The organism is Streptomyces sp. NPDC020489 (genome assembly GCF_044386545.1).
Classification (GTDB): Bacteria; Actinomycetota; Actinomycetes; order Streptomycetales; family Streptomycetaceae; genus Streptomyces.
In genome coordinates this window covers 23140-46607 of record NZ_JBIRUZ010000015.1, presented here as the reverse complement: position 1 = coordinate 46607, position 23468 = coordinate 23140, and the positions used below count along the sequence as shown (strand labels likewise).

The following is a 23468-nucleotide window of genomic DNA, read 5'->3' as shown; positions in this document are numbered from 1 at the left end:
CCATCCCCATGGGCGGGGTAGACAAGTTGTCCCGATGTCATCTTGTCCGGTCCCGAGTGGCTTGCGGGGCCGGGCTTCACTCATGTGGCCATAGAAAAGGGCTCCCGCGTGCGCAGCGAACTCCCTGCCGTCAGAATTCTCCGCCGTATCGGAGACTCGCCCCGCCAACGAGGATCCATGACAGGTGAGACCTGTCCGGATCTGTTCGAGCTGAGTGACGGCAGCTTCGCGGTCATCGGTACCGACCGCACCGATGAACTGGACGCGCTGCTTCCGGCGGATGCCGCTCGGGCTGATTACGAACGTATCGTCGTGATCACCCGAGAGACCCTTCTGCGCGCCAAGAGAGACATCCCCGACGCCTGACGCCGAGGGCCCGGATGCTGTGTCGCGTCCGGGCCCTCCGTATGTTCGCCGGGCGTCAGCCGACCACGGTCCAGGTGTCGCCGCCGGCGAGGAGGGCCGCCAGGTCGCCCTTGCCGTTCTGTTCGATCGCGGTGTCCAGTTGGTCGGCCATCTGGGTGTCGTAGACCGGGCGGTCGACCGAGCGGAGGACGCCGATCGGGGTGTGGTGGAGGGTGTCCGGGTCGGCGAGGCGGGAGAGGGCGAAGGCGGTGGTGGGGGAGGGGGAGTGGGCGTCGTGGACCAGGACCTGGGACTCGGTGTCCGGGGTCACGTCGACCACCCTGAGGTCACCCGTCACCGGGTCCCGCACCACGCCGCGCGAGCCGTCCGCGCCGAAGCGGATCGGCTTGCCGTGCTCCAGGCGGATCACCGCCTCCTCTGCCTGCTGCTTGTCCTTCAGCGCGTCGAAGGCGCCGTCGTTGAAGATGTTGCAGTTCTGGTAGATCTCGACCAGCGCCGTACCGGGGTGGGCGGCCGCCTGGCGCAGGACCTCCGTCAGGTGCTTGCGGTCCGAGTCCACCGTCCGCGCCACGAAGGACGCCTCCGCGCCGATCGCCAGGGACACCGGGTTGAACGGGGCGTCCAGAGAGCCCATCGGCGTCGACTTGGTGATCTTGCCGACCTCGGAGGTGGGCGAGTACTGGCCCTTGGTCAGGCCGTAGATCCGGTTGTTGAAGAGGAGGATCTTCAGGTTCACGTTCCGCCGCAGGGCGTGGATCAGGTGGTTGCCGCCGATCGACAGCGCGTCCCCGTCGCCCGTCACCACCCACACCGACAGGTCCCTGCGCGACGCCGCCAGGCCCGTCGCGATCGCCGGCGCCCGGCCGTGGATCGAGTGCATGCCGTACGTGTTCATGTAGTACGGGAAACGCGACGAGCAGCCGATGCCCGAGACGAAGACGATGTTCTCCTTGGCCAGGCCCAGTTCCGGCATGAAGCCCTGGACCGCGGCGAGGATCGCGTAGTCACCGCAGCCGGGGCACCAGCGGACCTCCTGGTCGCTCTTGAAGTCCTTCATGGACTGGCGACCCTCGGCCTTGGGAACGAGGGAGAGCGCCTCGATCGTGCCCGTGCCTTCCGTGGACGTCTCAGCCATCGATGGCCTCCTTGAGAGCCGTGGCAAGCTGTTCGGCCTTGAACGGCATTCCGTTGACCTGGTTGTACGAGTGCGCGTCCACCAGGTACTTCGCCCGGATCAGCGTGGCGAGCTGCCCGAGGTTCATCTCGGGGATCACCACCTTGTCGTAGTGCCCCAGCACCGTGCCGAGATTGCGCGGGAACGGGTTGAGGTGGCGCAGGTGGGCCTGGGCGATGGACTCGCCCGCGGTACGCAGCCGCCGCACCGCCGCCGTGATCGGGCCGTACGTCGAGCCCCAGCCCAGCACCAGCGTGCGCGCCCCGTGCGGGTCGTCGACCTCCAGATCGGGGACCTCGATGCCGTCGATCTTGGCTTGCCGGGTGCGGACCATGAAGTCGTGGTTGGCGGGGTCGTAGGAGATGTTGCCCGTGCCGTCCTGCTTCTCGATGCCGCCGATGCGGTGTTCGAGACCGGGGGTGCCGGGGACGGCCCAGGGGCGGGCGAGGGTGTGCGGGTCGCGCTTGTACGGCCAGAAGACCTCGCTGCCGTCCTCCAGGGTGTGGTTCGGTCCCTGGGCGAACTGCACGGACAGATCCGGGAGTTCGTCGATCTCCGGGATGCGCCAGGGCTCGGAGCCGTTGGCCAGGTAGCCGTCGGAGAGCAGCATGACCGGGGTGCGGTAGGTCAGCGCGATACGGGCGGCTTCCAGTGCGGCGTCGAAACAGTCGGCCGGAGTCTGCGGCGCGACGACCGGGACCGGGGCCTCGCCGTTGCGGCCGAACATCGCCTGGAGCAGGTCCGCCTGCTCGGTCTTGGTGGGCAGGCCCGTGGACGGTCCGCCGCGCTGGATGTCGATCACCAGCAGGGGGAGTTCGAGGGAGACCGCGAGGCCGATGGTCTCCGACTTCAGCGCCACCCCCGGACCGGACGTGGTCGTCACCGCCAGGCTGCCGCCGAAGGCCGCGCCCAGCGCCGCCCCGATGCCCGCGATCTCGTCCTCGGCCTGGAAGGTGCGCACGCCGAAGTTCTTGTGGCGGCTCAGCTCGTGCAGGATGTCCGAGGCCGGGGTGATCGGGTACGAGCCGAGGAACAGCGGCAGATCCGCCTGCCGCGAGGCCGTGATCAGGCCGTAGGACAGGGCGAGGTTCCCGGAGATGTTGCGGTAGGTGCCGGTCGGGAACGCGGCGGCGGCCGGCGCGACCTCGTAGGAGACCGCGAAGTCCTCGGTGGTCTCGCCGAAGTTCCAGCCGGCGTGGAACGCCGCCAGGTTCGCCTTCATGATCTCGGGCTTCTTGGCGAACTTCGTCTTCAGGAAGCGCTCGGTGCCCTCGGTGGGCCGGTGGTACATCCACGACAAGAGGCCGAGCGCGAACATGTTCTTGCTGCGCTCGGCCTCTTTGCGGCTGAGGTCGAATTCCTTGAGGGCCTCGACCGTCAGTGTCGTCAGGGGCACCGGATGGAGGCTGTAGCCGTCGAGGGAACCGTCCTCGAGCGGGCTCTGCTCGTAGCCCACCTTCTGCATCGCGCGTTTGGTGAACTCGTCGGTGTTGACGATGACTTCCGCGCCCCGCGGCAGGTCCCCGATGTTGGCCCTCAGGGCGGCCGGGTTCATGGCCACCAGCACGTTCGGCGCGTCGCCGGGGGTCAGGATGTCGTGGTCGGCGAAATGCAGCTGGAAGGAGGACACGCCCGGCAGGGTCCCGGCAGGTGCCCGGATCTCGGCGGGGAAGTTCGGCAGGGTGGACAGATCGTTGCCGAAGGAGGCCGTCTCCGAGGTGAAGCGGTCGCCGGTGAGCTGCATACCGTCACCGGAGTCCCCCGCGAAGCGAATGATGACCCGGTCCAGCCGGCGGACGTCCTTCGTCCCTGCCGGTTTGCGCTGCTCTCCCACGACGGCTTCGTCGGCCTGCTCCGCTGGGCTACTGACCTGACTGGTCACTGAACTGGACCTCCCTCGAGGCGGCTGTCCGGGACAGGCCCTCCCGCAGGCCCGCCCAGGATCAACCCTACGTCCGTAAGGGTCGCCTTCCTGTGGCCAATCGCATGTCGGACACGAGTTTGAGACCGCCCGCCGCCCTGATTTCTCATGATCTGCTCGCCCCCCGGCGCTTGCCTACAAGACGCTCCCGCTCACCTTCGGTGCTGGGACGTACGCATGCCGTGCGCGTGTCGCCCCAGGTCGTACGCATCGGGTGTCACCCGTACGGCTGACACGGTGTCAGGACATCAGGAGTTCAGATAGGTGAGGACCGCGAGAACACGTCGGTGATCCCCGTCACTGGGGGACAGCCCCAGCTTCAGGAAGATGTTGCTGACGTGCTTCTCCACGGCGCCGTCGCTCACCACGAGCTGCCGCGCGACCGCCGAGTTCGTCCGCCCCTCGGCCATCAGCCCCAGGACCTCCCGCTCGCGCGGGGTGAGTCCCGCGAGCACGTCCTGCTTGCGGCTGCGGCCCAGCAGCTGCGCGACCACCTCAGGGTCCAGCGCCGTACCCCCCTCGGCGACCCGGACCACCGCGTCAACGAACTCACGCACCTCGGCTACCCGGTCCTTGAGCAGATAGCCGACCCCACGACTGGAACCGGCCAGCAGCTCGGTCGCATACCGCTCCTCCACGTACTGCGACAGCACCAGCACCCCGAGCCCTGGATGCGCCTTGCGCAGCTGCACGGCCGCCCGCACCCCCTCGTCGGTGTGCGTCGGCGGCATCCGTACGTCGGCGACCACCACGTCCGGCAACTCACCCTGCGCGTCCAGCTCGGTGACGGTCTTGACCAGCGCCTCCCCGTCACCGACCCCGGCGACGACGTCGAGCCCACGGTCGGTCAGCAGCCGGGTCAGCCCTTCCCTGAGCAGAACCGAATCCTCGGCGATGACCACCCGCACCCTGTCCTCCACGATCCTCGGCCCCCCACACCCAGCCTCCGCACCCGCCTCACCGACGGGCAAGGCCCAGCATTCCAGCATTCGCCTGCCGGTGGGCCGGGGGAGGGGGAATCGGTTCAGGTCAGGGTGTTCCGGGCTGCCCTCGGGGGAGGGGCGCCTTCAGGGCACGGGTGGGGCGCCTTCCGGGGACGGGGACGGGGATGGGAACGGGCGAGGGCGGCGGGGGCGAGAACAGCCGGCCCCACGCCGCCCACGTACCACTGGCACCCGTACCACCGGCACCCGCGCCCTCACCCCCGCGCGTTCACCCCAGCGCCCGCTCCCCCCGCCAAGGCAGCTCCGCGGTGATCCGCGTGGGTCCTCCCACCGGCGAGTCCACCACCAGGATCCCGTCCACCGCGTCCAGCCGTTCCGCCAGCCCGGCCAGTCCGGACCCCGCGGCGGTGTCCGCGCCGCCGACCCCGTTGTCCACCACCTGGAGCATCAGGCGGTTCTCCACCCGCCACACGTCCACCGCCGCCCACGTGGCCCGCGAGTGCTTGCTGATGTTCTGCAACAGCTCCGACACCGTGAAGTACGCGATTCCCTCGATCGCCGGCGCGGGCCGCTGCACCAGGTCCACCTCCACCTGCACCGGCACGGTGCACCGCGAGGCGACGGACGACAGCGCCGCGTCCAGCCCCCGGTCCGTCAGCACGGCCGGATGGATCCCGCGGGCCAGATCCCGCAGCTCCTGCAACGCCGTCTTCACCTCACCGTGCGCCTCGTCCACCATCCGCGCCGCGGCCTGCGGGTCCTCCGTCAGCTTCTCCTTGGCCAGGCCCAGGTCCATCGCCAGCGCCACCAGCCGGGCCTGCGCCCCGTCGTGCAGGTCGCGCTCGATGCGCCGCAGGTCCGCCGCCGCCGTATCGACGACGACCCCCCGGTCGGACTCCAGCTCGACCACGCGCGTGGCCAGCCGGGAGGGCCCGAGCAGCCCGTGCACCATGACCCGGTCCACCATCGTCAGCGCCCGCACGATCCACGGCGTCGCCAACGTGAACAGCAGCCCCACCAGCGCGGTCACACCGATCTCGAAGGGGTTGTCGAGGTAGATGTGGTGGGTCTCGTCGCCGTACAGCTGAAGCCCGTCCTGACCGCCGTACACCGGGAAGAGCCAGAACCACAGCGGATACGTCAGCAGCGCCCAGCCGTAGACCCAGAAGTTCACGGCGACGACGAAGGAGAACACCGACCACGGCAGCTGGATCACCGAGTACAGCAGCGCCCGCCAGGACGTGCCGCTCTTGAGGACCGCGCCCATCCAGGCGAGGAAGCCGCTGCCGCGCATCCGCAGCGGTTCGGGGTCGGCGACCTCCAGCCCCAGCAGACCACGCGCCCGCGCCCGCTCCATCGCCCCGAAGCCCCGGCAGCCGGCCAGCCCCGCCGCCAGCACCGGGACACCGAGGAAGGTGACCAGCAGCCCGGCGCCGACCGCCGCCATCGTCACCGCGTACGTGAACAGCACGATGCTGATCGGCAGGCTCAGCAGCACATATCCGAACTCCCGCCAGGCGCGCCCCTCGAACGGCGCCCTGAGCCCCATCGGCAGCCGGCGCCGCCGCGTCCCCTCGTCGAGGAACCCGTAGCTCTGTCCGTATTCCGTGGCCATCGGCGTCGTCCTTCTCTCGTCCCGCGCCTGGGTGTCGCACCGGTGTCTGTCGTATCTCCACCCTGCTGCGCCGCAGGTCCGCGGACCATGGAGTCCGTCGGCGTCTTGGGAGGGGGGTTTTCCCTACCACCCCTGCGCCCTCGGTGGCCGTGGTCCGGGTCGCTGGTCGCGCGCCCGGGTCCCGGCGGTGGGCTGGTCGTGCGTCACCTGTGGCCGGTGTCGAAGGACCGGTCCCGCCACGGCAGCTCCGCCGTGACCGTCGTAGGACCGCCCGGCGGGGAGTCGATGACGAACAGGCCGTCGACGGCGTTCAGACGCTCCGCGAGGCCGCGCATGCCGGTGCCGCCGTCGAGGCGGGCGCCGCCGCCGCCGTCGTCCCACACCTGGATGAGCAGCCGGTCCTCCGCACGCCACACGTCGACCGACGCCGACCGCGCCCCGCTGTGCTTGCTGACGTTCTGGAGCAGCTCGGAGACGGTGAAGTAGGCGATGCCCTCGATGGCAGCGGCCGGCCTGGCACCCAGGTCGGCGGTCACCTTCACCGGCACCGTGCAGCGCGAGGCGACCGAGGACAGGGCGGCGTCGAGCCCGCGGTCGGTGAGGACGGCGGGATGGATGCCCCGCGCGAGATCCCGCAGCTCCTGCAACGCCAGCTTCACCTCGCCGTGCGCCTCCGCGACCATCGCCTGCGCGTACTCCGGGTCCTCCAGCAGCTTCTCCTTCGCCAGGCCGAGGCCCATGGCGAGGTTGACCAGCCGGGCCTGCGCCCCGTCGTGCAGATCCCGCTCGATACGCCGCAGATCCGCCGCGGCCGTGTCCACCACGACGCCCCGGTCCGACTCCAGCTCGGCGATCCGCCGCTCCAGCTCGTCCGAGGGCGACAGCAGTCCCCGCACCATCGCCCGGTCGGCGTTGGCCAGCCCCCGCGCGATGAACGGCAGCACCGGCCACAGCACGAACAACGAGGTCAGCGTGATGACGAAGGTGAGGATGCCCCAGGGCAACCGGATGAAGTCGTACAGGATCGTCCGCCAGCCCACCGGGTCCTTCAGCATCATCCACAGCTGCTGGAAGAACCCCGAGTTGCGCGTCCTCAGCGGCAACGGGCTCGGCTCGTCGATCCGCACCCCGAGCAGCGCCCGGGCCCGCGCCCGCTCCATCGCGCCCAGCTTCCGCGCCCCCATCAGCCCCGCCGCCAGCAACGGGAACCCGACCACGGTCACGGTCAGCCCGAAACCGGCGGACACCACCGTCGTCGCGTAGACGAACCCGATCAACGCGACCGGAAGGTTGATCAGAAGGTGCGCGATCTCCTTCCAGGTGTGCGCGTCATAGGCGAACCGGACCGGCGGAAGCGGCGGCGGGCCGGAGTCGGCTCCCGCGTGTGGCAGGGAGCGATGAAGGCTGGGGCGTTCGGTCATATGGGCTAGCGTGCCGCGCGGCGCGCCCGCGCGCCATGAGGCGGACCGCCGCGATCCCCTGGGGAAAACCCCACCCCGGCATCTTCAGCCGTGACGGGCTGCTTACGGTCTCTTTAGCAGGCCCTAGACTCCCGTGCGTACAGATCGTCGAACAGCGGGTGTCCAGCGATCTTCGGTGTGTTCACAGGGAGCGAGGGGACGGACGTGCCGGAACCGACCGTCGGGTCGACCGTCGTCGTTGCGGCGGACTACTTCCAGTCGTACTCGGTCGTCGGACTGCTCGCCGTCGTCGGCGTGCTGTTCGTCGCCGTCGCCTTCGGCGCGGGCCGCCTGCTGCGCCCCGTCGTCCCGACCCCCGAGAAGCTCCTGACGTACGAGTGCGGCGTCGACCCCGTCGGCGAGGGCTGGGCCCACACCCAGGTCCGCTACTACGTCTACGCCTTCCTCTACGTCATCTTCGCCGTCGACTCGATCTTCCTGTTCCCGTGGGCCACGGTCTTCGCCGCCCTCGGCTACGGCGCCGCCACCCTCGTCGAGATGTTCATCTTCCTCGGCTTCCTGGCCGTGGGTCTGCTGTACGCATACAAGAAGGGCGTCCTGACATGGACGTAACCCCCGAGACCGAGACCGAGACCGGGTCCGTGCCGGTGCTGCTGCCGGAGCCGAAGCGGCTGGGCGCGCTCGCCCGCCTCGCCCCCGAGCCGATGAAGGTGGTGCTCAACTGGGGCCGCCGGTACTCCCTCTGGGTGTTCAACTTCGGCCTCGCCTGCTGCGCGATCGAGTTCATCGCCGCGTCGATGGCCCGCCACGACTTCATCCGCCTCGGTGTCATCCCCTTCGCGCCAGGACCCCGCCAGGCCGACCTGATGGTCGTCTCCGGCACGGTCACCGACAAGATGGCCCCCGCGGTCAAGCGCCTGTACGAGCAGATGCCGGAGCCGAAGTACGTCATCTCCTTCGGCGCCTGCTCCAACTGCGGCGGCCCGTACTGGGACTCCTACTCCGTGACCAAGGGCGTCGACCAGATCATCCCGGTCGACGTCTACGTCCCCGGCTGCCCGCCCCGCCCCGAGGCGCTGCTCCAGGGCATCCTCAAACTCCAGGAGAAGATCGCCCGCGAGTCCCTGGGCGAGCGGTACGGGGTGAGCGGGGGGCGGCCCTCGGTGGGGGCCTTGCAGAGCGGGTTGGTGGAGGGGCCGGGGGCCGGGGCCGGGGTTGGCCCGGTGGCCGGTGCGGTGTCTTTCGCGGGGGGCGAGGCTGGTACGGAGGCTGGGGCGAGCTCGGGCGTCGGCCCGGCTGCGGGCGGGGGTGTGAGCGGGGGTGTGAACGGGGCCGCTGACCCGGTCGCCGATCCGGCTCCCGGGTCGTCCCCCCGTCCCGCCGCCCCGGAGGAGGAACGATGACCACGGTGGGCTGGCTGCCCGCCCCCGCCGAGGAGCTCTTCGGCGCGGAGGCCACGGCCGAGGAGTCCTACGACGTCCTGACGGTGGACGTGCCGCCGGCATCCTGGATCGCCGCACTGGAGACAGCCCGCGACGCGTTGGGTTGCACCTACTTCGACTGGCTCAGCGCGGTCGACGAGCCGGGCACGGGGTTCCGAGTGGCCGCGCACATCGCCGCCCTCTCACCCACGCCGGTACGCCGACTGCTGCTCCGCACGACGGTCCCGCACGAGTCCCCGACGCTGCCCAGCGCCGTGAACGTCTTCGCGGGCGCCGCCTGGCACGAACGCGAGACGCACGAAATGTTCGGCGTCACCTTCGAGGGCCACCCCGCCCTGGACCACCTCCTCCTCCCCGAGAACTTCGAGGGCCACCCGCTCCGCAAGGACTTCGTCCTGGCAGCCCGGGTCGCCAAGGCCTGGCCCGGCGCCAAGGAACCGGGCGAGTCCGACCACGGCGGCCCCAAGCGCCGCCAGATGCTCCCCCCAGGCGTCCCCGACCCGAACGAATGGGGCCCCCTCAAGGGCCAACTCCCACCAGCCCCAACCCGCCCCACCCGCGCAGCGGGAACCAGGGCGGGGAGAGCGGGGGCGGCGGGGGCCGGGACCCGGGCGGCTGGGACTGGGACGGCTGGAGCCGGGGCCCGGGCGGCTGGAGCCGGGGCTGGGGCCGGAGCCCGGGCATCTGGGGCTGGGGCGGCTGACGCCGGAGCCGGGGCGGCTGGGGTTGGGGCGGCTGGAGAACGTGCCGCCCGGGCCACCGGTGATCGTCCGGTACGCCGTACCCGCTCCGCCGCAGAGGGCTCCGCCAGCCAGACCGGCGCTGCGGAGACGCCGACGCCGGCGCCGGCGGGTCCTCGTCAGGTGGAGAGCGGGGGCGCTTCTGCTGGCGGTGTGCGGCGTGGCGGTGCGGCTGCGGAGGGTTCGGCGGGTCAGGCGGGGGTGCCTGGGGCGCCGGGTGCGTCGGCGGCTGGGCCGCGGCGTGCCCGTACGGCTGCGGAAGGTTCCGCCAGCCAGACGGCAGCAAGCCCGGAGTCCTCGGTGCCCACGCCCGAGGAGGCCGCATCGGGCACCGGTACGCCCCCGGCGGCCGGCGCCCCCGCCTCACCGCGCCGTGCGCGCAGCGCGAGCGAGGGTTCGGCGTCCCAGCGCCCGGAACCGGGCACCGCCCCCTCGGGCCCGCGCCGGTCACGCAGCGCCTCGGACGGCTCGGCGAGCCAACGCCCCACGCCCGGCGCCCCGGCAACCCCGGCCTCGACCGAGGCCAGCCCCGCTTCCGGCACCGAGACCACGCCCCCGAGGGCCGCCACGGCCCCTCGCAGCCCGGACGCCCCGTGGCACCACGCCCGCCCGGCCTTCGACGAACCCGAGACTCCCCGTACGCCGGACGCGACGACCCGCCCGCAGCCCGAACCCCGAGTTGAGCCGGACGCGCAGTCCGGGCAGGAGACCGGGTCCGGAGCCGGGGCGGAACCGCAGTCCCGGCAGGAGACCGAGCCTGGAGCCGGGGCGGAAGCACAGTCCGCTCCGGAGTCTGAGCCCGGGGCCGGGTCTGGTTCCGACCCCGCGTCCAAGTCCGGACGTGGGTCGGAGGGCCGGCCCGAGCCGGAACCCGAGTCCCGGCCGGATGCCGAGCCTCGTCCCGAGGACGAGCAGAGCACCGGGCCAGGAACCGGAACGCGCACGAAGGCCGAGCAGCCGTCCACGGGTCCGCAGCCGCAAGCACAGCCGCAGCCGAAGACTGAGGCACGTCCCGACGCGCAGCCGACAGCCGAACCGCCCGCCGCACGCCCTCAAGCACCCGCACCCGCACCCGCACCTGCAACCCCCGACGCCCCCACAGACCCCGAAGCTCCCGACGCCCCCACAGACCCCGAAGCTCCCGACACCCCCGCAGGAGGCCCGCAGTGAACGACGCTCTAGACGTCGCCCTGCGACTCCTGATCGTCTTCGTCGTCTTCCTCACCTTCCCCCTGATCGTCGGCCAGACCGAGCACAAGGTCATGGCTCACATGCAGGGCCGCCTCGGCCCCATGTACGCTGGCGGTTTCCACGGCTGGGCGCAACTCGTAGCCGACGGCGTGAAGTTCGTGCAGAAGGAAGACGTCGTACCCGCGGGCGCGGACCGCCGTATCTTCCAACTCGCCCCCGCGGTCGCCCTCCTGCCCTACCTCCTGGTCCTCCTCGCCATCCCTATCGGGCCCGGCGAGGGAGCCGTCGGCGAGGTCATCGACGCCGGCGTCTTCTTCGTCCTGGCCGTCATGGGCGTAGGCGTCCTCGGCTCGCTCATGGCCGGGTGGGCCAGCGCCAACAAGTTCTCCCTCCTCGGCGGCCTCCGCACCGCCGCCCAGCTCCTGGCCTATGAACTCCCGATGCTCCTGACCGCCGCCTCCGTCGCGATGGCGGCCGGCACGGTCTCCCTGCCCGGCATCGTCGACGCCTTCGAGTGGTGGTGGCTGCCCTGGCAGATCGTCGGCGCGATCGTCTTCTTCGTCGCCGGTCTCGCCGAACTCCAGCGCCCGCCCTTCGACATGCCCGTCGCGGACTCGGAGATCATCTTCGGCGCGTACACCGAGTACACCGGCCTCCGTTTCGCCCTGTTCCTCCTCGCCGAGTACGCCGGGATCGTCGTCCTGTGCGGTCTGACCACCGTCCTCTTCCTGGGCGGATGGCACGGCCCATGGGGCGCCGACGGCCTCGGGTGGGTCTGGACCCTGCTCAAGGCCGCGATCCTCGCCTTCGTCGTCATCTGGCTGCGTGTGACCTATCCCCGCCTGCGCGAGGACCAGCTCCAGAAGCTCTCCTGGACCCTCCTCGTCCCCCTCTCCCTCGCTCAGATCGCCCTCACCGGCATCGTCAAGGTGGTGATCTCCTAGTGGCCCCGTTCCCCGGCTCCGGCCTCGCCAAGGGCCTGGCCGTCACCCTCCGCACGATGACGAGGAAGACCGTCACCGAGCAGTACCCCGACGTCCAGCCCGACCTCCCGCCGCGCACCCGCGGTGTCATCGGCCTGTTCGAGGAGAACTGCACCGTCTGCATGCTGTGCGCCCGTGAGTGCCCGGACTGGTGCATCTACATCGACTCCCACAAGGAGACGGTCCCGGCGGCCACCCCGGGCGGCCGCGAGCGCAGCCGCAACGTCCTCGACCGCTTCGCCATCGACTTCTCCCTGTGCATGTACTGCGGTATCTGCATCGAGGTCTGTCCTTTCGACGCCCTGTTCTGGTCCCCGGAGTTCGAGTACGCCGAGACCGACATCCGCGACCTCACCCATGAACGCGACAAGCTCCGCGAGTGGATGTGGACCGTCCCGGCCCCGCCCGCCCTCGACCCCGCCGCCGAGGAGCCGAAGGAGATCGTCGCCGCCCGCAAGACCGCCGAGAAACTGGCAGCGGCCCAGACCGGCCCCGAACCGACCACCCCCACGCCGCAACCGACGGCACGTCAGCCCCGGCCGACGGAATCGGCAGCCGAGCCTCCCGAGCCCCAGCTCAGCTCGACGGAAGCCCAGCCCGGCTCGACGGAGCCCCAGTCCGGCTCGACGGAGCCACGTTCTGCCCCGACCAGCCCGCAGTCCACCCCGACCGATCCGCAGTCGGGCCAAACGGCACGGCAGCCCCGTTCCGCCGACCCCCAGTCCGCCCCCACCGACCCGCAGCCCGGTCCGCCCAAGCCGCACCCCGGTCCCGCGGACCCGCAGTCCACCCCCACCGACCCACAGCCCCGCCCGGCCGACCCCGCCGGCCCGACCAACCCGCCCGCACCCGAGGGAGGCACGTCATGACCCTCGCCGCAGCCACCGCCGGGTCGGCGCACGCCGCCCTCACCGCGGCCGCCACCGAGAGCCGGGGCTTCCTCTCCCCGACCGGGGTCGAGATCGCGTTCCTCCTCGTCGGCCTGGTCACCTTCGCGGCCGCGATCGTCACCGTCACCACCCGGCAGCTGGTGCACGCCGCCCTGTGGCTGGTGGTGGCCCTCGGCGGTATCGCCGTCGAGTACCTCCTGCTCACCGCGGAGTTCATCGCCTGGGTGCAGGTCCTCATCTATGTGGGTTCCGTCGTCGTCCTCCTTCTCTTCGGTCTGATGCTCACCAAGGCCCCCATCGGCCGCTCCCCGGACGCCGACTCCGGCAACCGCTGGGCCGCCCTCACGGTCGCCGTCGCCTCGGCCGCCGCCCTGGTCTGGGTCGTCGTCGACGCCTTCCGCACGACCTGGATCGACCTGGACGGGCCCGCCGCCGGCTCCACCGAGGCCACCGGAGCGAGTCTGTTCCAGAACTGGGTTCTTCCCTTCGAGGCCCTCTCCGTCCTTCTCCTCGCCGCACTGGTCGGCGCGATCGTCCTGTCCCGCAAGGCGACGGCCGAATCGAACTCTCCCCAGATGAACTCCCGGCCCACGACCGGTAGTTCCCCTTCCGCACCGAATTCCCGTAATCACCCGATCGGGCGAAATGGGCGAGGTGCGGGAACCGGATCGGCCGCTGAAGGCACCCCGGCCGAGCAGGAAGGCGCCCACTGATGCACCTCGCCTATCCCGCCGTACTCGCCGCGCTCCTCTTCTGCACCGGCCTCTACGGCGTCCTCGCCCGCCGCAACGCCATCCTGGTCCTGATGTCGGTCGAGCTGATGCTCAACGCCGTCAACCTCAACCTGGTCGCCTTCGACGTCTGGCTCAGCAAGGCCGCCGAGGAGACCCTGCACTCCGGCCAGGCCCTGACGCTGTTCACCATCGCCATCGCCGCCGCCGAGATCGGCATCGGTCTCGCGATCGTCCTCGCCGTCCACCGCAACCGGGGCACCGCGGACATCGACAGACTCCGCGACACCGCCGAGGGCCACGAACCCGACGGCGCCCACCACGTCGACGACTCCGACGCCCCCGCGGCCGAGAAGGCTGAGGCCACCGCGTGACCACCACCACCCTCGCCGTGCTCGTCCCCCTCCTTCCGTTCCTGGGAGCCGCCGCCGGCCTGCTCCTGGGCCGCACGGCCCCCGGGTTCGTCCGACCCCTCGCCGTCCTGCCGACGCTCGCGTCCCTCGCCCTGGCCGCGGTGGTCGCCGTGCGCCAGGGCGGCGACGAGGCCGTGAACGCCGCCACCGAGCTCACCCCCACCGGCTCGGTCCCGATCGAACTCGCCCTGCACATCGACGGCTTCGCCGCCCTCGTCGCCGTCCTCGTCGGCCTGGTCGCCACCTGCGTGCAGATCTACTCGACGGGCTACCTGCGCGACGACCCGCGCTACCCCTCCTACGCCGCGCTCGTCTCCCTCTTCACCTCCGCGATGCTCCTCGTCGTCTACTCCGGCGACCTGATGGTGCTGCTGGTCGGCTGGGAGATCATGGGCATCTGCTCGTACTTCCTGGTCGGCCACTACTGGGAGACCCCTGAGGCCCGCGCCGCCTCCATCAAGGCCTTCCTGGTCACCAAGCTCGGCGATGTCCCGTTCCTCATCGGCCTGTTCGCGCTCGCCACCGACGCCGGGTCCTTCCGCATCACCAGGGTCCTCGGGGCCGTCGCGCACGGAGGGCTCGACCACCCGACGCTGATCGCCCTCCTGCTGCTCGCGGGCGTGGCCGGCAAGTCCGCCCAGTTCCCGCTGCACACCTGGCTCCCGGACGCGATGGCGGGCCCCACCCCCGTCTCCGCGCTCATCCACGCCGCGACGATGGTCGCCGCCGGTGTCTACTTCATCGCCCGTCTCCTCCCGGTGTTCGAGGCCTCGCAGGCCGCGATGGTGGTCCTCGCCGTGATGGCCGCCGTGACGATGACCGGCTCCGCGCTCGCCGCCCTCGCCCAGGACGACATCAAGCGCGTCCTCGCCTACTCCACGATCGGCCAGCTCGGCTACATGACCGGCGCCCTCGCCGTCGCCGACCGCGGTGCCGCCGTCTTCCACCTCCTGTCACACGGCGCCTTCAAGGCGCTGCTGTTCCTCGCGGCAGGCGTGATCATCCACGCCTCCGGCACCAACTCACTGGCCGCCATGTCCCGCATGGGCCACCTCCGCGACCGTGTCCCCGACGCCTTCTGGACGATGACCGTGGCGCTCCTCGCGCTCGCCGCGATCCCGCCGTTCAGCGGGTTCTTCTCCAAGGAGTCCGTCCTCGGCGCCGCCGAGCATGTCGCCACCGGCCACACCGAGCACGCTCCCGGCGCCGCGGGCTGGGTCGTCCTCGTCGCCGGCCTGCTCACGGCCCTGCTCACCGCGGCGTACGCGACGCGCCTGTGGCTGCTGGCCTTCCACGGCCGGGGCGCCGAGGCTCCCGACCACGGCCGTCAGCCCCTGACGATGACCGTCGTGCTGTGGGTGCTCGCCGTCCCGTCCCTCGCCGTCGGCGGATTCGCCTACCGCGTGCTGCCGGACTGGTTCGACGGAGGCGACCTCGCCCCGACCCTCACCACGTCCGTCCTCGGCACGGGCGTCGCCCTGGTCGGCGGCATCGTCACCTACGCCGCCTGGCGGCACACCACCGCGCTCGCCGCCCGCGTCCCGCTGGGCGCGGTCGCGGCCCACCCGGACGGCGACGCCGGACGCGTCGAGGCCGAGGCCATCGCCAGCCACAAGCCCGCCTACGGGGACGTGGCCCACGCGCCCGACCCGGCGGACCCGAGCCGACTGCTGCTCGGCCCGCTGCACCGGCACGCGGCCGTCGGCTTCCACCTCGACGCCGTCTACACGGCACTCCTCGTCCGCCCGGTCCAGGCCGGAGCAACCCTCGTCCGGTTCCTCGACCGAGAGGTCGTCGAGACCTACGTACGCGGTGCGGGCGCACTGCCCCGGCTGCTGGGCGCGGCCGTACGGCGGGCCCAGACCGGCAATGTGCAGACCTATGTGAGCGCGCTGCTCGCCGGCACCGTCGTCCTGGTGGTCGCCGCCGTCCTCGTCGCCACGGGAGCGTGAGCAGGCGTGATCGATATCAGCGAGTCCGTGATGCAGTTCCTTCTGGCGTTCCTCGTCGTCGGCCCGCTCCTCGGCGCCGTCGCGGCCCTGCTGCCGGCCCCGCCCGGACTGAAGGGGAAGTCGCCCGAGCAGGCGGTCCTCCGGCACGGTGTGACCGTGACCGGCGCGATCCTCGTCGCCGCGATCGTCCTCGCGCTCGGCTTCGACCACGACCACCCGTCGAAGATGCAGGCCACGACCGACATCAGCTGGATCCCCGCACTCGACGTGCGCATCCACCTCGGCATCGACGGCATCTCCCTCCCCCTTCTGGTTCTGACCGCGCTGCTGACCTTCCTGTGCGCGCTCTACTCGTACTTCAAGCTGCCCGCGGGCCCCACCCCGAAGGCCTTCGTCGCCCTGCTGCTCGTCCTGGAGGCCGGCACCCTCGCGACCTTCGCCGTCCTCGACCTGCTGCTGTTCTTCCTGGCGTTCGAGATGGTGCTCATCCCGATGTACTTCCTCATCGCCCGCTGGGGCGGCGCGGGCAGGACCCGGGCCGCCTGGCGGTTCATCCTCTACACCCTGCTCGGTTCGGTCGTCATGCTGCTCGGCCTGCTCCTGATCGGGATCAAGGCGGGCACGTTCGACATGGTGGCACTCGCCACTGACAACGGCCGGTCACTGACCACATCCGTGCAGGTCATCGCCGTTCTGGCGATCGGGGTCGGGCTCGCGGTGAAGACCCCGATGTGGCCCCTGCACAGCTGGCTGCCCGACGCCCACACCGCCGCCCCGACCGTCGGCTCGGTCCTGCTGGCCGGCGTGCTGCTGAAGATGGGTACGTACGGGTTCGTCCGGATCCTCCTGCCCGTCGCACCGGACGGCTTCCGCGACTTCGCGCCCTACCTCGCCGCCTTCGCCGTCGTCGGGATCATCTACGGATCCCTGGCCTGCCTGGCCCTCGCCAAGCAGGGCGCGAAGGGCGACCTCAAGCGCCTGATCGCCTACTCCTCCGTCGGCCACATGGGCTTCGTCCTCCTCGGCATCGCCACCATGACCCCGACCGGCGTGAACGGCGCCCTGTTCGCCAACATCGCCCACGGCCTCATCACCGGCCTGCTGTTCTTCCTGGTCGGCGCGTTGAAGGACCGCACCGGCACCACCGACCTCGACGCCCTCGCCGAACAGACCGGAGCCGCGCTCTACGGCAAGGCCCCCCGTCTCGGCGGCCTGCTCGCCTTCGCCGCCGTCGCCTCCCTCGGCCTGCCCGGCCTCGCCGGGTTCTGGGGCGAGATGCTGGCCCTGTTCGGCGCGTTCGACCCCGCCGAAGGCCTCAGCCGCCCGGCGTTCCTGACCTTCATGGCGATCGCGGCCTTCGGCACCCTCCTCACCGCCGCCTACCTCCTCGCCGTGGTCCGCCGCGTCTGCATGGGCGCCGTACCGCAGGACGCCCCGCGGCTCGCCGACGTCCACCCGTACGAGTTCGCGGCCTGGACCCCGCTCGTCGCCCTCACCGTCGTAGCCGGCCTGTGGCCGAAGGCCCTCCTCGGGCTGACCGACCCGGCCGTGCAGCAGCTCCTCTCAGGAGGCACCCGATGAGCTCCCTGGCCGCCGCGGCCCAGCCGCTGGCCCCTTCGGCCCAGCCGCTCGCCGCGAACCTCGTCCAGTCCGTCGACTGGCTCGCCATCGCACCGCCCACCATCGCGGCGATCGTCGGCCTGGTCGTCCTCGTCGCGGACCTCTTCGTGGGCGACCACAAGAAGGCTCTCCTCGGTTGGCTGTCCGTCGCGGGCCTGACCGCCGCCACGGCGACGCTGCTGCCCCTCCTGGACGGCGACCGCGCCACGTTCTGCCTGAACGGCACCCCGGACGTGTGCAGCTACACGGCGGACCGCTTCACCCTCGTCCTCCAGCTCCTGGTCCTCGGGGGAGCTCTGCTGACGGCCCTCCTGTCCGTCACCGCCCTCAAGGACGCCGACAAGAAACTCCCCGAAGGCGAGTACTGGTTCCTGCTGCTCTCCTCCGCGGCCGGCGCCGCCCTGCTGCCCGCCTCCCGCGACCTCGCCACCCTGATCGTCGCCCTGGAAGTCGCCTCCCTGCCGGCCTTCGCCCTGGTCGGCCTGCGCCACGGCGACCGCAAGTCCTCCGAAGCGGCCCTGAAGTTCTTCCTGTCGTCGGTCACCGCGACAGCGGTCAGCCTCATGGGCATCAGCTTCGTGTACGCCTCCACGGGCACCCTCTACCTCACCCAGATCGCCGACCGGATCCAGCACGTCGACGGCCAGCTCCACACCCTCACCCAGACCGGCGTCGTCCTCACCCTCATCGGCTTCGCCTTCAAGACGGCCGCCGTGCCCTTCCACTTCTGGGTCCCGGACACCTACGTGGGCGCGCCCCTCCCGATCGCCGCCTACTTGTCGGTCGTCGGCAAGGCGGTCGGCTTCTCCGGCCTGATCCTCGTCACGGTCGTCGCCCTCCCGTCCTACGCCGACGTCTGGGGCCCGGCGCTGGCCGCCCTGGCCGCCCTCACGATGACCGTGGGCAACGTCGGCGCCCTGCGACAGCAACCCACGCGCGCGTACAGCGCCGTACGCCTGCTCGCCTGGTCCTCGGTCGGACAGGCCGGCTACCTCCTGGTGCCGATCGCCGCCGCCGCGTACTCCGACGACCCCGAACGCTCCATCGGCTCCACCGTCGCCTACGCCCTCATGTACGCCGCCGTGAACCTCGGCGCCTTCGCGGTGGCCGCACTGGTCGGCCGTACGCGAGCCCTCAACCGCCTCACCGACTACCGCGGCCTCCACGCCTCGAACCCGTCGGCCGCGCTCCTCCTGGCCTTCTTCCTGCTCTGCCTCGCCGGCCTTCCCCCAGGCATCATCGGCCTCTTCGCGAAGGTCACCGTCTTCTCCGCGGCCGTCGACGCGGGCCTCGGCTGGCTCGCCGTGGTCATGGCCGCCAACGTCGTGATCGCGCTGTACTACTACCTCCAGTGGACGGCCCTGCTGTTCCGCGCCCCCGAGGGCGAACCGGCACCGCACCGGATCCCGGCCCCGCTCACCGCCGCGATCGCCCTGACCGGAGTCCTGGGCATCGCCCTCTCCGGCGCCCCGCAGCTGGTCCTGCGCTTCGCCGACACCGGGCTCTTCTGAACCCGGAGCCGCAGATCCGCCGAGCCTCACCCGGACGGCGCACCCCCGCCCCCGCACGCACAAGGGAACTAGCCGCTCTCGCCTGGCGTTGACCAGTACGGGAGGGTCCACTGGAGTGACACCAGCAGGACCGCAGATCAGCAAGCAAAGGGTTCCCCTGCCGCACGACTTGGAGGGCGTACCGTGCACCGCCGGCACAACGGGCTCAGGACCGCAGTACTCCTCGGGGGACTGTCCGCACTCATCATCGTCATCGGCAGCTTCTTCGGCCGTATGGGGCTCGTCGTCGCGGTCCTGATCGCTGTCGGCACCAACGCGTACGCGTACTGGAACAGCGACAAGCTCGCGCTACGCGCGATGCGCGCTCGCCCGGTCAGCGAGTTCGAGGCCCCCGCGCTGTACCGCATGGTCCGCGAGCTCTCCACCCAGGCCCGCCAGCCCATGCCGCGCCTGTACATCTCGCCGACGGAAGCGCCGAACGCCTTCGCGACCGGCCGCAACCCACGCAACGCCGCCGTGTGCTGCACCGAGGGCGTCCTGCGCATCCTCGACGAACGCGAACTGCGCGGCGTCATCGGCCACGAACTCAGCCACGTCTACAACCGCGACATCCTCATCTCGTCGGTCGCCGGCGCCCTCGCCTCCGTGATCATGTTCCTGGTCAACTTCGCCTGGCTGATCCCCGTCGGCCGCTCCAGCGACGACGACGGCCCCGGCATCCTCGGCATGCTGCTCATCGTGATCCTGGGCCCGCTCGCCGCGAGCCTCATCCAGCTGGCCATCAGCCGCTCCCGCGAGTACGAGGCTGACGCGTCCGGTGCCCAACTCACCGGCGACCCACTGGCCCTGGCCAGCGCGCTGCGCAAGCTCGAAATGGGCACCAAGCAGCTTCCGCTGCCCCCCGAGCCGCGGATCGAGACCGCGAGTCACATGATGATCGCGAACCCCTTCCGCCCCGGTCAGGGACTCTCGAAGATGTTCTCCACGCACCCGCCGATGGCGGAACGCATCGCACGCCTCGAGAAGATGGCAGGTCGCCCCCAGTGAAAACCATCCTGAACGTCATATGGCTCGTCCTGAGCGGCTTCTGGCTGTTCCTCGGCTACCTGCTCGCCGGGGCGCTGCTGTGCGTCACGATCATCGGCATCCCGTTCGGCATCGCGGCCTTCCGGATCGGCATCTACGCCCTGTGGCCCTTCGGGTACACGACGGTCGAACGCCGCGACGCCGGTGCCCCCTCGTGCGTCGGCAACGTCCTGTGGCTGGTCCTCGCGGGCTGGTGGCTGGCCCTGGCCCACATCGTCACCGGTCTCGCCCTGTGCGTCACGATCATCGGCATCCCGTTCGGCATCGCCAACTTCAAGCTGATCCCGGTGTCCCTGGTCCCGCTGGGCCGCGAGATCGTGCCGACCGACCAGCCCTTCTCCTCCCGCTGGTAGGCGGCGCCCGGCGGCGTGCCAGGCGAGCGCGGCCAGGCAACGCCGGCACGGGAGTTGTCCACAGCCCGGCGGTTGTCCACAGGCCCGCCCGACTGTCAGTGGCGACCCGCATCATGGACCCATGACCGCGAACGAGCAGGTGCGGCCACAGCGGCAATCCGGGACGTGCAACACCCGGCCGCGGGGCCGCACTTCACCCCAGCCCTACGACCCCACCTACGCCGGCCCCCACCCTGCGCACATATCCGCCCCTGCGGCCCGCTGAGCCTGCTGTTCCTCACCCCCGTAGGCCGCGGGAACCCAGCGGACGTGCAGGCAGGAGACCCGCGCGACCCCTGCTGGTGCCCCCTGTCGCGGCCGCCGCCCCGCCCCTACGGCGACCTACCCCTCCCGCGCCCCCACCCACCGCCGTACTGCGTACGCCGCCACACCCACCATCAGCACGCCCGCGCCCACGGCCACCGAGACCCCCGGCAGGGCGAACGCGAGCACCACGCACCCGAGCAGCCCCACCGCCGGCACCGCACGTGCCACGGGGGCCGCATCGAGCGTCCAGGCGGAGGCGTTGGCCACCGCGTAGTACGCGAGCACACCGAAGGAGGAGAACCCGATCGCGCCCCGGACGTCCACCGTGGCGGCCAGGACCGCGACGACCGCGCCCACGGCCAGTTCCGCCCGGTGCGGAACCTGGAACCGCGGATGCACGGCCGCCAGCGCGCCCGGCAGATGCCGGTCACGGGCCATGGCCAGCGTCGTCCGCGAGACGCCGAGGATCAGGGCGAGCAACGAGCCCAGCGCGGCCACGGCGGCGCCCACCCGCACCACCGGCACCCACCCCGGTACGCCCGCGACCCGCACGGCCTCGGTCAGCGGCGCGCCGGCCTGCCCCAGACTCTCCGCCCCCAGCACGGAAAGGACGGCCACCGCCACGCACGCGTACACACCCAGCGCGATGCCGAGAGCCAACGGAATCGCGCGCGGAATGGTGCGCGCGGGATCCCGCACCTCCTCCCCGAGGGTCGCGATCCGCGCGTATCCCGCGAACGCGAAGAACAGCAGACCGGCGGCCTGGAGCACCCCACCCGGGCCGCCCGAGGCGCCGCTGTCCAGTCGTCCGGCGGCGGACGCCCCGGACCCCAGACACACGACCACCACGGAAGCGAGGACGGCCAGCACGATCGCCACGATCGCCCGCGTCAGCCAGGCGGACTTCTGGACGCCGCCGTAGTTCACCGCGGTCAGCGCCACGACCGCCGCGACCGCCACGGCATGCGACTGCTCCGGCCAGACGTACGCGCCCACGGTGAGCGCCATCGCCGCACAGGAGGCCGTCTTCCCGACCACGAACGACCAGCCCGCCAGGTAGCCCCAGAACGGCCCGAGCCGCTCGCGGCCGTACACATAGGTCCCGCCCGAGGCCGGATACAGAGCGGCCAGTCGTGCTGAGGAGGTGGCGTTGCAGTAGGCGACCACGGCGGCCACCGCGAGCCCGAGCAGCAGCCCGGACCCGGCCGCGCGTGCTGCGGGCGCGAGGGCGGCGAAGATGCCGGCCCCGACCATCGAACCCAGTCCGATGACCACGGCGTCGCCGACCCCCAGGGTCCGTCGCAGTTCGGAGGCAGCGCCGGAAGGTGTCATGCGCCGCACCCTACTGATCAGTGCAACCGACGGATGTACACGTGACGTCCTCCACATCAACGCGACACCAACTGTGCCGCCGCCGACGGACGAGAGCACCACGCACGACCCATCGGCGCCCGGCCCGTCCGGATCTGGATCACAGGGTCGGGACGGCGTGGGCACAGTGCGGAAGGGCAGGTTCAGGGCATGAGCATCATCGGTTGGATCATTCTGGGACTTCTGGCCGGGGCCATCGCCAAGTTCCTGCTGCCGGGCCGCGACCCGGGCGGCTTCCTCGGCACGACCGTCATCGGCATCGCGGGCGCGTTCATCGGTGGCTGGATATCGGCCCGCTGGATGGATCACCCGATCAGCAAGGACTTCTACGACGGAGCCACCTGGGCGGCCGCGATCGGAGGCTCGCTCGTCCTCCTGATCGGCTACCGCATCCTGTTCGGAAACTCACGCGACTGAGCAGCCCCTGAGCCGCAGCCAGCAGGCGAGAAGGGTGGGCACCGGCCAGGTGCCCACCCTTCCTCGTACGGCATCGAGCGGCGTGGAGCCGCGGGGGTTCAGCGCTGCCGAGGCTGGGCTGAACGGGCCGTGACCTACCGGTAGTTCACGAACTGAACGGCGAAGTCGAAGTCCTTGCCCTTGAGCAGGGCGATGACGGCCTGGAGGTCGTCACGGCTCTTCGAGCTCACTCGCAGCTCGTCACCCTGGACCTGAGCCTTCACGCCCTTGGGGCCCTCGTCGCGGATGATCTTCGCCACCTTCTTCGCGTTGTCCTGGGAGATGCCCTCCTCGATCGACGCGAAGATCTTGTACTCCTTGCCGGACAGCTGCGGCTCACCGGCGTCCAGCGCCTTGAGCGAGATCCCGCGCTTGATCAGCTTGGACTGGAAGACATCGAGGACAGCGTTCACCCGGTCCTCGGAGTTCGCTTCCATGAGGATCTTGTCGCCGGACCACGAGATCGAGGCGCCCACGCCCTTGAAGTCGTAGCGCTGCGAGATCTCCTTGGCGGCCTGGTTGAGGGCGTTGTCGACCTCCTGCCGCTCGACCTTCGAGACGATGTCGAAACTGGAGTCGGCCATGTCCTGTGGCTCCTTGTATCGGGTGCGTATCGGGCTGCGTATCGGCGTGCGTGGGGCGACCGCCGAGCCCGGCGTAGACCCCGGGCCGCATCCGCACAAGCCTAGCCACCCCGCGTCCCCCGAGCGCTGATCAATCGGGTGGCGGAGCACCCCTCCCCATCGGGTATTGTTTACGTCGTTGCCACGGAGCACCGCCGAAAGACGGTTCGAAGGGCAGCAACCCCGGCGGTGTGCCCGAGCGGCCAAAGGGAGCAGACTGTAAATCTGCCGGCTCAGCCTTCCCAGGTTCGAATCCTGGCGCCGCCACATGAAGGTAGACCCCCTCCGAACTGCGGAAACGCAGCATGGAGGGGGTCTCTTCGTATTCGAACGGCATCATTCGAACGAGGGTCGAAATG

General features: G+C 71.0%; 20 protein-coding genes, 1 tRNA gene and 1 pseudogene. 15 read left to right on the top strand and 7 right to left on the bottom strand.

The annotated features are described in order from the left end of the window. Positions 1-177 precede the first annotated feature (177 nt). Positions 178-366: a hypothetical protein gene (locus ACH41F_RS33135; RefSeq protein ID WP_391239776.1), complete on the top strand. Its 189-nt coding sequence runs from the start codon at positions 178-180 to the stop codon at positions 364-366. 55 nt (positions 367-421) lie between these two features. Here ACH41F_RS33135 and ACH41F_RS33130 read toward each other — a convergent pair whose 3' ends face one another. From ACH41F_RS33130 to ACH41F_RS33110, 5 genes are all read right to left on the bottom strand, one after another. Then, complete coding sequence (locus ACH41F_RS33130; RefSeq protein ID WP_398838807.1) at positions 422-1501, bottom strand: 2-oxoacid:ferredoxin oxidoreductase subunit beta; 1080 nt, start codon at positions 1499-1501, stop codon at positions 422-424. Beyond that, positions 1494-3422: a 2-oxoacid:acceptor oxidoreductase subunit alpha gene (locus ACH41F_RS33125; RefSeq protein ID WP_391239770.1), complete on the bottom strand. Its 1929-nt coding sequence runs from the start codon at positions 3420-3422 to the stop codon at positions 1494-1496. Before ACH41F_RS33125 ends, ACH41F_RS33130 begins: the two co-directional genes overlap by 8 nt. 287 nt (positions 3423-3709) lie before the next feature. After that, entirely contained in the window at positions 3710-4369 is a 660-nt protein-coding gene (locus ACH41F_RS33120) for a response regulator (RefSeq protein WP_391240201.1), read from the bottom strand. 304 nt (positions 4370-4673) lie between these two features. Beyond that, on the bottom strand, positions 4674-6020 hold the full coding sequence (locus ACH41F_RS33115; protein WP_391239767.1) for a sensor domain-containing protein: 1347 nt from the start codon (positions 6018-6020) through the stop codon (positions 4674-4676). A gap of 203 nt (positions 6021-6223) precedes the next feature. Further along, the gene (locus tag ACH41F_RS33110; protein WP_391239764.1) at positions 6224-7441 is read right to left on the bottom strand and encodes a sensor domain-containing protein; all 1218 of its coding nucleotides are present in this window, start codon (positions 7439-7441) and stop codon (positions 6224-6226) included. A gap of 204 nt (positions 7442-7645) precedes the next feature. On the opposite strand from ACH41F_RS33110, the gene ACH41F_RS33105 reads away from it, so the two are divergent. The 12 genes and pseudogenes from ACH41F_RS33105 to ACH41F_RS33050 all read left to right on the top strand — a co-directional run bounded on the left by ACH41F_RS33105 (position 7646) and on the right by ACH41F_RS33050 (position 20353). After that, positions 7646-8053 (top strand): NADH-quinone oxidoreductase subunit A, encoded by a 408-nt coding sequence (locus ACH41F_RS33105; RefSeq protein WP_398838806.1) that lies wholly within the window; start codon positions 7646-7648, stop codon positions 8051-8053. Further along, on the top strand, positions 8044-8844 hold the full coding sequence (locus ACH41F_RS33100) for an NADH-quinone oxidoreductase subunit B (protein WP_398838805.1): 801 nt from the start codon (positions 8044-8046) through the stop codon (positions 8842-8844). Before ACH41F_RS33105 ends, ACH41F_RS33100 begins: the two co-directional genes overlap by 10 nt. After that, on the top strand, positions 8841-10793 hold the full coding sequence (locus ACH41F_RS33095; RefSeq protein ID WP_398838803.1) for an NADH-quinone oxidoreductase subunit C: 1953 nt from the start codon (positions 8841-8843) through the stop codon (positions 10791-10793). Before ACH41F_RS33100 ends, ACH41F_RS33095 begins: the two co-directional genes overlap by 4 nt. After that, on the top strand, positions 10790-11758 hold the full coding sequence (locus tag ACH41F_RS33090; protein WP_398838802.1) for an NADH-quinone oxidoreductase subunit H: 969 nt from the start codon (positions 10790-10792) through the stop codon (positions 11756-11758). Before ACH41F_RS33095 ends, ACH41F_RS33090 begins: the two co-directional genes overlap by 4 nt. Beyond that, positions 11758-12286: pseudogene (locus ACH41F_RS33085) on the top strand (NuoI/complex I 23 kDa subunit family protein); the annotation flags it as partial. The gene ACH41F_RS33090 and the pseudogene ACH41F_RS33085, both read left to right, overlap by 1 nt. A 376-nt stretch (positions 12287-12662) precedes the next feature. Continuing rightward, positions 12663-13400, top strand: a complete 738-nt coding sequence (locus tag ACH41F_RS33080; protein ID WP_398838800.1) for an NADH-quinone oxidoreductase subunit J — start codon at positions 12663-12665, stop codon at positions 13398-13400. Further along, positions 13400-13792, top strand: a complete 393-nt coding sequence (gene nuoK / locus ACH41F_RS33075; protein ID WP_391239751.1) for an NADH-quinone oxidoreductase subunit NuoK — start codon at positions 13400-13402, stop codon at positions 13790-13792. The genes ACH41F_RS33080 and nuoK overlap by 1 nt, the downstream gene beginning before the upstream one ends. Beyond that, the gene (locus ACH41F_RS33070; RefSeq protein ID WP_398838798.1) at positions 13789-15783 is read left to right on the top strand and encodes an NADH-quinone oxidoreductase subunit L; all 1995 of its coding nucleotides are present in this window, start codon (positions 13789-13791) and stop codon (positions 15781-15783) included. The genes nuoK and ACH41F_RS33070 overlap by 4 nt, the downstream gene beginning before the upstream one ends. Positions 15784-15789: 6 nt before the next feature. Next, positions 15790-17364 (top strand): NADH-quinone oxidoreductase subunit M, encoded by a 1575-nt coding sequence (locus tag ACH41F_RS33065; RefSeq protein ID WP_398838796.1) that lies wholly within the window; start codon positions 15790-15792, stop codon positions 17362-17364. After that, positions 17361-18914 carry an NADH-quinone oxidoreductase subunit N gene (locus tag ACH41F_RS33060; RefSeq protein WP_398838794.1) on the top strand — a complete coding sequence of 518 codons (1554 nt, stop codon included), beginning with the start codon at positions 17361-17363 and terminating at the stop codon, positions 18912-18914. The genes ACH41F_RS33065 and ACH41F_RS33060 overlap by 4 nt, the downstream gene beginning before the upstream one ends. A 183-nt stretch (positions 18915-19097) precedes the next feature. Further along, on the top strand, positions 19098-19961 hold the full coding sequence (gene htpX, locus ACH41F_RS33055) for a zinc metalloprotease HtpX (RefSeq protein ID WP_391239741.1): 864 nt from the start codon (positions 19098-19100) through the stop codon (positions 19959-19961). After that, positions 19958-20353: a YccF domain-containing protein gene (locus ACH41F_RS33050; protein ID WP_398838792.1), complete on the top strand. Its 396-nt coding sequence runs from the start codon at positions 19958-19960 to the stop codon at positions 20351-20353. The genes htpX and ACH41F_RS33050 overlap by 4 nt, the downstream gene beginning before the upstream one ends. 381 nt (positions 20354-20734) lie before the next feature. On the opposite strand, the gene ACH41F_RS33045 is transcribed toward ACH41F_RS33050, so the two are convergent. After that, on the bottom strand, positions 20735-21991 hold the full coding sequence (locus tag ACH41F_RS33045) for an APC family permease (RefSeq protein ID WP_398838790.1): 1257 nt from the start codon (positions 21989-21991) through the stop codon (positions 20735-20737). Between the two features lie 189 nt (positions 21992-22180). On the opposite strand from ACH41F_RS33045, the gene ACH41F_RS33040 reads away from it, so the two are divergent. Further along, positions 22181-22447 carry a GlsB/YeaQ/YmgE family stress response membrane protein gene (locus tag ACH41F_RS33040; protein ID WP_391239734.1) on the top strand — a complete coding sequence of 89 codons (267 nt, stop codon included), beginning with the start codon at positions 22181-22183 and terminating at the stop codon, positions 22445-22447. A 134-nt stretch (positions 22448-22581) separates the two neighbouring features. Here the strand turns inward: ACH41F_RS33040 and ACH41F_RS33035 are convergent, their stop codons facing one another. Next, positions 22582-23070 (bottom strand): YajQ family cyclic di-GMP-binding protein, encoded by a 489-nt coding sequence (locus ACH41F_RS33035; RefSeq protein ID WP_353689719.1) that lies wholly within the window; start codon positions 23068-23070, stop codon positions 22582-22584. Between the two features lie 224 nt (positions 23071-23294). Between ACH41F_RS33035 and ACH41F_RS33030 the strand changes: the two genes are divergently transcribed. Then, a tRNA-Tyr gene (locus ACH41F_RS33030) sits at positions 23295-23376 on the top strand. Positions 23377-23468: the final 92 nt, after the last annotated feature.

Bases quoted from the DNA above. Each gene is read 5' to 3' on its own strand.
- ACH41F_RS33135 (WP_391239776.1), top strand. From the start codon at position 178: ATGACAGGTGAGACCTGTCCGGATCTGTTCGAGCTGAGTGACGGCAGC.
- ACH41F_RS33130 (WP_398838807.1), bottom strand. From the start codon at position 1,501: ATGGCTGAGACGTCCACGGAAGGCACGGGCACGATCGAGGCGCTCTCC.
- ACH41F_RS33115 (WP_391239767.1), bottom strand. From the start codon at position 6,020: ATGGCCACGGAATACGGACAGAGCTACGGGTTCCTCGACGAGGGGACG.
- ACH41F_RS33110 (WP_391239764.1), bottom strand. From the start codon at position 7,441: ATGACCGAACGCCCCAGCCTTCATCGCTCCCTGCCACACGCGGGAGCC.
- ACH41F_RS33100 (WP_398838805.1), top strand. From the start codon at position 8,044: ATGGACGTAACCCCCGAGACCGAGACCGAGACCGGGTCCGTGCCGGTG.
- ACH41F_RS33095 (WP_398838803.1), top strand. From the start codon at position 8,841: ATGACCACGGTGGGCTGGCTGCCCGCCCCCGCCGAGGAGCTCTTCGGC.
- ACH41F_RS33080 (WP_398838800.1), top strand. From the start codon at position 12,663: ATGACCCTCGCCGCAGCCACCGCCGGGTCGGCGCACGCCGCCCTCACC.
- nuoK (WP_391239751.1), top strand. From the start codon at position 13,400: ATGCACCTCGCCTATCCCGCCGTACTCGCCGCGCTCCTCTTCTGCACC.
- ACH41F_RS33060 (WP_398838794.1), top strand. From the start codon at position 17,361: ATGAGCTCCCTGGCCGCCGCGGCCCAGCCGCTGGCCCCTTCGGCCCAG.
- ACH41F_RS33045 (WP_398838790.1), bottom strand. From the start codon at position 21,991: ATGACACCTTCCGGCGCTGCCTCCGAACTGCGACGGACCCTGGGGGTC.
- ACH41F_RS33040 (WP_391239734.1), top strand. From the start codon at position 22,181: ATGAGCATCATCGGTTGGATCATTCTGGGACTTCTGGCCGGGGCCATC.
- ACH41F_RS33035 (WP_353689719.1), bottom strand. From the start codon at position 23,070: ATGGCCGACTCCAGTTTCGACATCGTCTCGAAGGTCGAGCGGCAGGAG.